The sequence below is a fragment of the Alteromonas sp. 14N.309.X.WAT.G.H12 genome, from assembly GCF_036697315.1.
In the GTDB taxonomy this organism is placed as follows: domain Bacteria; phylum Pseudomonadota; class Gammaproteobacteria; order Enterobacterales; family Alteromonadaceae; genus Alteromonas.
This window is the reverse complement of record NZ_JBAHZB010000040.1, coordinates 21,929-31,627: the sequence shown is the minus strand read 5'-3', so window position 1 is coordinate 31,627 and position 9,699 is coordinate 21,929. Positions and strand designations below refer to the sequence as shown.

The 9,699-nt window shown below is 45.6% G+C and carries 11 protein-coding genes; all 11 read right to left on the bottom strand.

The window, feature by feature from the left end:
• Window positions 1–480, bottom strand: a 480-nt coding sequence (locus tag V5298_RS11780; RefSeq protein ID WP_332931644.1) for a MotA/TolQ/ExbB proton channel family protein, incomplete at its 3' end; no start/stop codon positions are given.
• Entirely contained in the window at window positions 470–871 is a 402-nt protein-coding gene (gene ybgC, locus V5298_RS11775; RefSeq protein WP_332931643.1) for a tol-pal system-associated acyl-CoA thioesterase, read from the bottom strand. The genes V5298_RS11780 and ybgC, both read right to left, overlap by 11 nt.
• A gap of 373 nt (window positions 872–1,244) precedes the next feature.
• Window positions 1,245–2,249 (bottom strand): Holliday junction branch migration DNA helicase RuvB, encoded by a 1,005-nt coding sequence (ruvB, locus tag V5298_RS11770; RefSeq protein WP_332931642.1) that lies wholly within the window; start codon window positions 2,247–2,249, stop codon window positions 1,245–1,247.
• Window positions 2,250–2,261: 12 nt separating this feature from the next.
• Window positions 2,262–2,879 carry a Holliday junction branch migration protein RuvA gene (gene ruvA, locus V5298_RS11765; RefSeq protein WP_332931641.1) on the bottom strand — a complete coding sequence of 206 codons (618 nt, stop codon included), beginning with the start codon at window positions 2,877–2,879 and terminating at the stop codon, window positions 2,262–2,264.
• Between the two features lie 30 nt (window positions 2,880–2,909).
• Window positions 2,910–3,428 (bottom strand): crossover junction endodeoxyribonuclease RuvC, encoded by a 519-nt coding sequence (gene ruvC, locus V5298_RS11760; protein ID WP_332931640.1) that lies wholly within the window; start codon window positions 3,426–3,428, stop codon window positions 2,910–2,912.
• Window positions 3,425–3,862 carry a dihydroneopterin triphosphate diphosphatase gene (nudB, locus tag V5298_RS11755; RefSeq protein ID WP_332931639.1) on the bottom strand — a complete coding sequence of 146 codons (438 nt, stop codon included), beginning with the start codon at window positions 3,860–3,862 and terminating at the stop codon, window positions 3,425–3,427. Before nudB ends, ruvC begins: the two co-directional genes overlap by 4 nt.
• 2 nt (window positions 3,863–3,864) lie before the next feature.
• Complete coding sequence (gene aspS, locus V5298_RS11750) at window positions 3,865–5,628, bottom strand: aspartate--tRNA ligase (protein ID WP_332931638.1); 1,764 nt, start codon at window positions 5,626–5,628, stop codon at window positions 3,865–3,867.
• A 197-nt stretch (window positions 5,629–5,825) separates the two neighbouring features.
• Entirely contained in the window at window positions 5,826–7,166 is a 1,341-nt protein-coding gene (locus V5298_RS11745; protein WP_332931637.1) for a sigma 54-interacting transcriptional regulator, read from the bottom strand.
• Entirely contained in the window at window positions 7,163–7,753 is a 591-nt protein-coding gene (locus V5298_RS11740; protein WP_332931636.1) for a hypothetical protein, read from the bottom strand. The genes V5298_RS11745 and V5298_RS11740 overlap by 4 nt, the downstream gene beginning before the upstream one ends.
• Window positions 7,753–9,198 (bottom strand): HAMP domain-containing sensor histidine kinase, encoded by a 1,446-nt coding sequence (locus V5298_RS11735; RefSeq protein WP_332931635.1) that lies wholly within the window; start codon window positions 9,196–9,198, stop codon window positions 7,753–7,755. Before V5298_RS11735 ends, V5298_RS11740 begins: the two co-directional genes overlap by 1 nt.
• A gap of 62 nt (window positions 9,199–9,260) precedes the next feature.
• Entirely contained in the window at window positions 9,261–9,524 is a 264-nt protein-coding gene (locus tag V5298_RS11730; protein ID WP_332931634.1) for a calcium-binding protein, read from the bottom strand.
• Window positions 9,525–9,699: the final 175 nt, after the last annotated feature.

Below are 9,699 nucleotides of genomic sequence, written 5' to 3'. Positions count from 1 at the left end.
TTGTTGTACTTTACCCAACGCAATGAAGGCATTCATAATCCCCCAGACAGTACCAAACAAACCGATATACGGGCTAATCGATCCTGCGGTAGCTAAAAAGGGCAAACGACTTTCCAGCTCTTCAACCTGCCGAGACATAGAGACACGCATAGCACGATAGGTGCCATCAACAATGCCCTCCACGGCGGTATTGCCTTTACGCAAACGTACAAATTCTTTAAAACCAGAACAAAAGATACTGGACATGCCACGTAACCCACTTCTAGCAGACAGCTCTTGATATAGCTTGTTGAGATCAGCCCCAGACCAAAATTTGTCCTCAAACTGGCGCATTTCTTTTTCAGCCGCACTTAGCGCTCTGGTGCGTTGAAAAATAAAGGTCCAAGAAGCAACCGACACGCCCAGTAATAACAACATAATAAGCTGAACAACAAAGCTCGCTTGCAGAAAAAGACCAATAAACGTTAAATCAGAATCCACTAGATAAATCCCCTAACAAAGTGGTGGGTAGCTTCCGCGGTTTCATTACCGTCGGATCTACACATGCAATTTTTATATCTGCAGAAACCAGACACTGGTCTTGCAAATCTTTTATTTCTTGTCTGAAAGTCATACTCGCACCCTTTAATTCTACAATTTGAGATTCAATACTCAACAATTGATTGAATCGCGCGGGTGCATGATTATTCATTTCAACCCGTTTGACGACAAAAGCCACAGATTGTTCCATTAACCTGTCTTGTTCATAGCCAAGCTCTCGTAACCACTCGGTTCGGGCTCGCTCCATAAATTTAAGATAATTGGCATAATAGACAATACCACCGGCATCGGTGTCTTCATAATAAACCCGAACAGAAAAACGGTGCTTCATTTTAAGAAAAAACCTTTAATGTAAAAAAATAATTCTTAATATCCAGATTAATGATCAACAATGGGGTATCCAAATGGTCAGTTTTTAGCGGCGAAATGCGCTATTTATACGGTAAGTAAAAGAACTCTTGGCATAATTTAACACACTATTTACGAATTAGTTTTTCTAATCCAAAACCAAAATTTAACTCAATTGTCAGTCATTAACGTGAGTATATAATGGCGCCATCTGTCGAACAGCGTGAAACGTTTTATCAACGACTCACATGAGTTCTCTCCTGGTTGACATGAGTTCCCTGGATTTATTTCCTTCAACACTTGTTGTTTTGCCCGCTCAATTTGAGCGGGCTTTTTTATGCCCGATTGAAAATACACTACGGCGTCGGCTCAAAACCAAAGTGCAGATACGCCCGTTGGGACACAATACGGCCTCGTGGCGTGCGCTGTAAAAAACCCTGCTGAATCAAAAACGGCTCAATCACGTCTTCAATGGTTTCTTTTTCTTCCCCAATGGCTGCCGCCAAATTGTCTAACCCCACAGGGCCGCCGTCAAATTTGTCGATAATGGCCGTCAGCAACTTTCTATCCATGTAGTCAAAGCCTTCTTTATCCACATCCAGCATATCCAGCGCTTTAGCGGCAATATCCCCTTGTACCTCACCGTTTGCTTTAATTTCGGCATAATCTCGCACCCGCCGTAATAAGCGATTGGCTATACGGGGAGTCCCCCGAGAACGCTTAGCAATTTCTCTGGCGCCCTCAAAATCCATCTCTAAATTTAAGTAATTGGCACTACGCTGAATAATCGTGGTGAGATCAGTAACCGAATAAAATTCCAAACGCTGCACAATGCCAAATCGGTCCCGAAGGGGTGACGTCAATGAACCCGCCCGGGTGGTTGCCCCAACTAAGGTAAATGGCGGCAAATCCAGTTTGATACTGCGGGCTGCAGGGCCTTCACCTATCATGATATCTAATTGATAATCTTCCATGGCAGGATAAAGAATTTCTTCCACCACTGGGCTCAAGCGATGTATTTCATCAATAAAAAGCACATCGTTTTTTTCCAGATTAGTCAGCAGCGCCGCCAAGTCTCCGGCTTTTTCTAAAACCGGACCAGAGGTGGTTTTAATATTCACTCCCATTTCATTGGCAACGATATTGGCCAGCGTGGTTTTCCCTAATCCAGGAGGACCAAAAATAAGCAGGTGATCCAAGGCATCGTCTCGGTTTCTCGCCGCCTGAATAAAGATCTCCATTTGTTCGCACACATGGGGTTGGCCGGTATAGTCTGATAACATTTTAGGCCGTATGGCTCTGTCGATGACTTCATCTTCAGTGGTGGCCACAGGGGCAATTAAACGATCCGCTTCAATCATAAGAGTTACTCACTAAATAGCCGCTTTTAATGCTTCGCGGATCAAATTTTCGCTTTCCATACCATCTTGATATACCGCGGTAATGAGTTTATTGGCTTGCACCGCTTTATAACCTAACGCAATAAGAGCACTTTGCGCTTCTTCTTTGGCATCGTTCAACGGCACAATGGCATCCATCGGTTTATTGCCAACATCAGAAGGCATGGCGATAGCTTGCTGCTGACCGAACTTCGCCAGCCTATCTTTAAGTTCAACCACTAAGCGCTCGGCGGTTTTCTTACCGATCCCCGGTAAACTCACCAAAGCAGATATATCTTCATTTTGCACGCTGTTAAGAAACTGGGCGGCAGACATGCCTGACAATATAGCCAGACCGAGTTTAGGACCCACCCCATTGGCCTTGATTAACTCTCTAAACAATCCCCGTTCCATTTTGTCGGCAAAGCCAAATAACAACTGTGCATCTTCGCGCACCACAAAATGGGTATACACAGCCACCGTCTCGCCAACGGCAGGTAACTGATAAAAACTGGTCATAGGCATGTGAATTTCATACCCCACACCTTGCACATCAATGAGTATTTCAGGTGGCTGTTTTTCTAACAAGCGCCCTTCAATTCGGCCAATCATACGTATTTAATACCTTGTATAGACGGGTGGCTAACGAAGCCGACCACGCACGGTTTTACTGACCTGTCCGGCCATGTTTATCAGGCTCTGCTGAGTATGGGCATGGCACAATGCAACGGCTAAGGCATCGGCGGCGTCGGCTTGGGGCGTACCAGGCAGTTTCAACAAGTGTTTTACCATATGTTGTACCTGCGTTTTTTCCGCACTCCCCTTTCCCACTACCGCTTGTTTAATTTGTCTGGCAGAATATTCAGCAACGGTCATGGATGACTGGGTTGCCGCCACAATTGCCGCCCCTCTAGCCTGGCCCAGTTTTAATGCTGAGTCGGGGTTTTTCGCCATAAATACCTGTTCAATGGCAAATTGTGAGGGGGAAAACTCACGAATAACTTCACTGACACCGGCATAAATCTGCGCTAAACGTTCTGCCAAAACATCACTTTTTAAACGTATGCATCCGCTGCCAAGATAAACAAGCTTTCCTTGTTTTCTGGCAATCACACCGTACCCTGTAATACGAGAACCTGGATCTATACCCAGTATAATCATGTTCTCCTCCTTGGTACAAATGCTTCTACGGCTAAACGGTTAGATGGTGACCAAAGTTGTGCTAATGCTTGGGGTTTATGTTCCCATTTATAGGCAAGATGTTCGGTTAGTAACAGAGGATGTTCACAAGACACTTGGGCACAAAACACATGTTCGGTGTTAAAACGGGTCCCCGCTGGGTAACGATGTAACCAACGCTTGCGAATAAGATAGCGGTTAATATGTTGGCAGTCTTTCAACTGCTTCATGGATAATGCGATCCCCGTTTCTTCGGCCACCTCGCGGATGGCGGTTTCGGCTGGTACCTCACCCACCTCAATGGTACCGGTGACGGACTGCCAAAAATCAGGATCATCATCGCGCTGCAATAATAAAACGCGGTGGTGCTCGTCATAGAGCACCACCAGAACCGATTCAGGCCGTTTTAACGCCATATTTATTCGGTTGGTTTTTTGATAGTGGCAATGGCCAAGTCTTCAAGGGCTTGGGGATTTGCCGGACTTGGTGCATCGGTAAGGGGACACGCAGCTGTAGTGGTTTTAGGAAAGGCCATGACATCACGAATTGAACTGGCGCCGGTCATCAACATAACCAGTCTGTCCAATCCGAAAGCAAGTCCTGCGTGGGGAGGCGCACCAAATTGTAACGCTTCCAACAAGAAGCCAAATTTGTTCTGCGCTTCTTGCTCATCAATACCCAGTACGCTAAATACTGCTGATTGCATTTTCTGATCATGAATACGCACCGAACCACCACCCAGTTCCACGCCATTTAACACCATATCATAGGCATCGGATAAGGCGGTTTGAGGAGACGCTTTTAATTCCTCTGGCGATACACCACGAGGAGAGGTAAACGGATGATGCAGTGCATACAAGGCGCCGTCCACTTCTTCAAACATGGGGAAGTCGACCACCCATAAAGGTTTCCAATCGCCTTCCAGCAAATCAAAATCTTCACCCAGTTTCAAACGAAGGGCACCCATGGCTTCGGTTACCACGGTGGCGGAATCCGCACCAAACAATAAAATATCACCGGCTTGCGCGTTTGTGCGCTGGAGCAAGGCGTCGGTAATATCTTCAGAAAGGAATTTCAAGATAGGCGATTGTAAGCCTTCTTGGCCTTTACCTTCTTCGTTCACTTTCATCCATGCCAAACCTTTGGCACCATAGATACCCACAAACTTGGTGTATTCATCAATTTGTTTGCGAGATAGCTTTGCACCGCCTGGTACACGGATCACCGCCACACGGCCTTTGGGATCGTTGGCTGGGCCACTGAATACTTTAAATTCAACACTGGTAAGTAAATCAGCCACATCCACTAATTCCAGTGGATTCCGCAAATCGGGTTTATCACTACCATAGCGGGTCATGGCTTCTTGATAGGTCATACGGGGGAAATCACCTAAATCCACATCCAGCATTTTCCCGAATAAATCACGGATCATGCCTTCAGTGATGGCCATGACGCCATCGGCATCTAAAAAGGTGGTTTCAATATCAATTTGGGTAAATTCCGGCTGACGGTCAGCACGTAAATCTTCATCTCGAAAGCACTTCACAATTTGGTAGTAGCGATCCATGCCTGACATCATCAACAATTGCTTAAACAATTGGGGCGATTGGGGCAGCGCGAAAAACTCACCTTTGTGGGTACGACTTGGTACCAGGTAATCCCGCGCACCTTCCGGCGTTGCTTTGGTTAAGATGGGCGTTTCAATATCCAAAAAGCCCACATCTTCCAAATAACGGCGTACAGCGCCGGTTACCCGGGCGCGAAATTTTAATCGCTCGGTCATAACTGGACGACGTAAATCCAAATAGCGATATTTTAACCGCTGCTCTTCTGAGTTTTCCTGATTCCAATCGAGGGGCAATACCGCTGATTTGTTGATCACCTTAAGGGACAAACCAAGAATTTCAATTTCACCGGTACGCATCTGCTTATTGATCTGCCCTTCAGGACGGGGGCGAACTTTACCGGTAAGTTGCACACAAAACTCGCTGCGCAAGGTATTAGCCACGTCTAGGACTTCAGGCAAATCAGGATCGAATACGACTTGCACGAGACCTTCTCGATCACGTAAATCAATGAAGATTACGCCGCCTAAGTCACGACGTTTGTTAACCCAACCACAAAGTGTTACTTCCTGGCCAACATAAGATGAATCGATATTCCCACAGTAATCTGTGCGCATGGTCCCTGACCTCTGAATAATGTATGTTAGACATGTTGCGCCGGTGCATTGAACAAATACCTGAACCTAATGGTGTTAGCGTTCAGGTATGACAAATGGCCTACCGGCATGCCTAATTTTGAGACTAAATTTAAGGTCGCATAGTATAAACAAATGCGGACTAAAGCCCAATGACAAATACGGCTTTGGCGTTGTGATTAACGAAAATCACTGGCATCAAGCTCATGTTTTTTCATCAGCTTATGCATATCAGTACGGTTTCTTCCCGCTAATTCTGCCGCACGGGTGACATTACCGTCAGTCATTTTCAATAATTTATGCAGGTATTTTTGTTCAAAGGCATCCCGCGCTTCGGTTAACGTTGGCCAGCTTTGACGAGATGCTGACAGTGCCTGCTCAACCAAATGAAGGGGAATAACTGGGGTTTGCGTTAATGCCACGCAGTGTTCTACCACGTTAACCAGCTGCCTGACGTTGCCCGGCCATTCTGATTTAACCAATAATTGCATGGCATCGTCAGAAAACTGGCTCACATTCACCTTATGTCGCTGTCCACTTTGTTGCAGTAGCGAACGGGCAAGCAGTGGTATATCTTCACTGCGCTCTTTTAACGAAGGGAGTTGAAGATTGACGACGTTTAACCGGTAATACAAATCTTCCCTAAACGTCCCCTCTTCCATTTCTTTTTGTAAATCTTTATGTGTGGCGGAAATAACACGCACATCAATATCAATGTGTTTACTGCTACCGACGGGACGGATCTGCCGCTCCTGTAGTGCGCGCAATAATTTCACCTGTAGTGTCATTGGCATATCGCCAATTTCATCGAGAAATAAGGTACCGCCGTCAGCCTCTCTGAATAATCCGGCATTTGCATGCACCGCACCGGTAAATGCGCCCTTGGCATGGCCAAATAATTCAGACTCCAGTAAGTTTTCCGGTAACGCACCGCAGTTAATGGCCACAAAGGGCTTATCTTTGCGGGAACTGGCTCGGTGAATGGCATTGGCCAAAAGTTCTTTACCCGTACCACTGGCACCGCTAATCAACACACTGACTTCCCGTTGTGCAATACGATACGCCTGATCCAACACATTAGACATATCCGTAGAACGGGTAATGATATCCTTGCACCATTCTTCTGGCTGCACGCTTAAAGATTGGCTAAGCGCCTTTTGTAACAGGGTTCTTAATTCATCATGGTTCACAGGTTTGGGTAAGAAGCCAAACACGCCCCGTTGTGTGGCGGCGACTGCATCTGAAATCGTGCCATGGGCGGTCATTAAAATTACGGGGATATCTTTTCTTACCCCCATGATTTCTTCAAATAGGCTTAATCCGTCCAGCCCAGGCATTCTTAAATCGGAGAGCACCACATCAAAGTCTTCACTGCGTATTTTTCTTAAGGCAGCTTGTCCGTCTTCCACTGCGGTAACGCAATACCCTTCACCTTCCAAACGAATCGTAAGCAATCGCAACAGGCTTTTATCGTCATCCACCAGCAATAATCGGGCATGTTGTACAGACGACTCGCTCATGGTTGATTACTCCTGTTTTTGTCCATCAGCGTTGCTTCTACTTTAAGCAACTCTTCCATTTTTTCAGTTTGGGTTTTCAATTCTTGTTCTAGCATCTCTAACTGCTTTTGCTTGTCAGTGTTCACTCTGTTTAAGATCACCATTGCCGATTCCAGTTTCAACATTTCACCATTGGGATCTTTCACCAAAATGTCGATAACCGGTGCTATATCGGGGTTTAACACTGCGGATAGCGTTCCTAGCCAATGCTGAGCTCGCAGCCGACTTTGATAAGGTGTATCTACAGGTAGTGACAAAATTACCTTGGTGATAGTATCCTCTGTGGAATCTGTCAATGTGGCGATTTTGTCTTTTCTTTCAGGCCATGGCGTATGCGCAGCCTCCACCCACATATTTATCCAATAGGATAAATCGCAGGCATGTTCAAACGTTTGTGATGCTTTATTGACCAAACATACAGATTCGCTTTCTACACGTTGGTGGCTTACATTCGTCTCAACCGGTTGAACGGATACATCGTCCTCTTGTTCTATCGCTGCACATCCACTAATTACAATGACCACGGGCAGCAATATTTTTATTCTCATTAATACCGTTCCTTTTGCGGAATACTCACTCTAAAACACACGTCGGCACCTTCCACCTCAACCACAGCCACTTCTCCATGCATTAACCGCGCACAATCAGACACAATGGATAACCCTAACCCTGTACCGATAACATTATCGTTTCTCGGATCATCTCCCCGGGTGAAAGGTTCAAACAATTTGCTGACTTGCTCTTCGGGTATTTTCTTACCTCGGTTGGCCACATCAAGGATGGCGATGTCGTCACGCATGTATATTTTTACTGAAATCGGCCGGCCAATTGCACCATGGGCCACTGCATTGGAAACCAGATTATCTAAAATACGACGATAGAGCTCCACATCTACGACGATACTGTCTGTTTGTACGTCCACAGACACTTCTCGGTCTTGCAATGCAAGGGCATAGTCTTCAATACAATCCCGTACCAATTTTTCAGGATCAACCTCGGTAAAGCTCGGCTGAGCCTGTTGCAGCAATAAATTATAATCGAGTAACTTTTCAACCAGTGTATTTAAACGCTGGGTACTCGACGTTAATAACGATAATACCTCAATTTGCTGTGGATTGAGTTCCCCAACCACATTTTCTGATAATAAGCTACACCCTTCTTTGATACTCGCAAGGGGGGTTTTTAATTCATGGGCGGCGTGGCGCAGCAATGCGGTACGAATGTGTTCGAGTTGTTCGAGGCGTTCTGCAAGCCAGTGTAGGTCACGCTCAACACCAATTAATTCATGTGGGGCGCGGGTAGACAATGGCGGTAGTTCGCCCCGCTGATGGGCCAGTATTTGAATGATTTGCTTTACTTTTCTTACCGGATTAACAATCAGTTGGCTGCCAAGCAGGATGAGCAACAAGGAAATACTCACCAAGATGGCGGTAGACCAGGCTTGTTTGGCTTGCATGCTTGCCATGTCATCTTGTTGTTCGCCCAAACGGGCTTGAATGGCATTTTCCACATCCGAGCGCATGGCTTGCACCGCATTACTTAGCGATGCTAAATAAGCATTAAGCAAGAGTTTGTCGTTGATGGTTCGAAAGTTACGCAATTGCTCGATTTGCTTTTCCAACAACTCGCAGTTTTCACTCACAGAAAGAGTGCTACACAATTTTGATTTGGCACTGGCGAATTGAGCAATTGCGTTATCGGTGAGATCAGCCACCGTGGCATTTTGAATAATAACGTATTGGCGCAGAGTCCGTTCCAAATCGATAGCCGCGCCATCGAGGCTCTGCAGGTGCCCCACTAAAGAAACCACATAGCGGGTTTCCACTGTGGTCATTCTTCCTACTTTGGCAAGATCACTCTGGCTCTGCCATAGCAGGGTAATAAGAGGAACAAGCGCAAGAAAAAAACTGCCTAATGTCAATTGTCTAAGAGAGCCAACAAGCACAATTCGATCACTAAATAAAATCCGGTTTTTCAGGATCGCACACCCCATAGTCTGTCGCAATAGAATTGCGGTACTAATTATCCCGTACCGTCAATAAAAATATGGTTATTCTACTGATTCATCGTAATTATTTCAGAATAGTCGCTTTTTTCCAGTTCTTCGGCGCTAAGCATGCCATCGCCATTTTTATCAATTCGACTGAAGATACGTAATAAACGAGTATCCGCTACCGCTTCTTTTAAAGAAATATAGCCATCCATGTCATCATCCAAACTGGCAAGCAACGACTCATCGGCATAAGCAGGCATCATGGTACCAACCTGAATGGCCGTGATGGTTAGCAACATATAAAAAGCGTTTTCGACGGGTTTCATTATGATAGCTCCTGTGTTCTGTAAAGCATGAGCCACAGGCAATCATAATGCGTTTGTCTGTATGAATGGTGTTAGCTCACGGTATTCAAAGCACACAAAGCACAACTAATGCCAAATTTTATAATCCATATATTTCAATTACTTAAGGATTTAGGCAACAAAGCAAGTCGTTCAC

Excerpts from the sequence above, each read along its gene's own strand:
- ybgC (WP_332931643.1), bottom strand. The coding sequence starts at position 871 with ATGAAGCACCGTTTTTCTGTTCGGGTTTATTATGAAGACACCGATGCC.
- ruvB (WP_332931642.1), bottom strand. The coding sequence starts at position 2,249 with ATGATTGAAGCGGATCGTTTAATTGCCCCTGTGGCCACCACTGAAGAT.
- ruvA (WP_332931641.1), bottom strand. The coding sequence starts at position 2,879 with ATGATTGGCCGAATTGAAGGGCGCTTGTTAGAAAAACAGCCACCTGAA.
- ruvC (WP_332931640.1), bottom strand. The coding sequence starts at position 3,428 with ATGATTATACTGGGTATAGATCCAGGTTCTCGTATTACAGGGTACGGT.
- nudB (WP_332931639.1), bottom strand. The coding sequence starts at position 3,862 with ATGGCGTTAAAACGGCCTGAATCGGTTCTGGTGGTGCTCTATGACGAG.
- aspS (WP_332931638.1), bottom strand. The coding sequence starts at position 5,628 with ATGCGCACAGATTACTGTGGGAATATCGATTCATCTTATGTTGGCCAG.
- V5298_RS11745 (WP_332931637.1), bottom strand. The coding sequence starts at position 7,166 with ATGAGCGAGTCGTCTGTACAACATGCCCGATTATTGCTGGTGGATGAC.
- V5298_RS11740 (WP_332931636.1), bottom strand. The coding sequence starts at position 7,753 with ATGAGAATAAAAATATTGCTGCCCGTGGTCATTGTAATTAGTGGATGT.
- V5298_RS11735 (WP_332931635.1), bottom strand. The coding sequence starts at position 9,198 with ATGGGGTGTGCGATCCTGAAAAACCGGATTTTATTTAGTGATCGAATT.
- V5298_RS11730 (WP_332931634.1), bottom strand. The coding sequence starts at position 9,524 with ATGAAACCCGTCGAAAACGCTTTTTATATGTTGCTAACCATCACGGCC.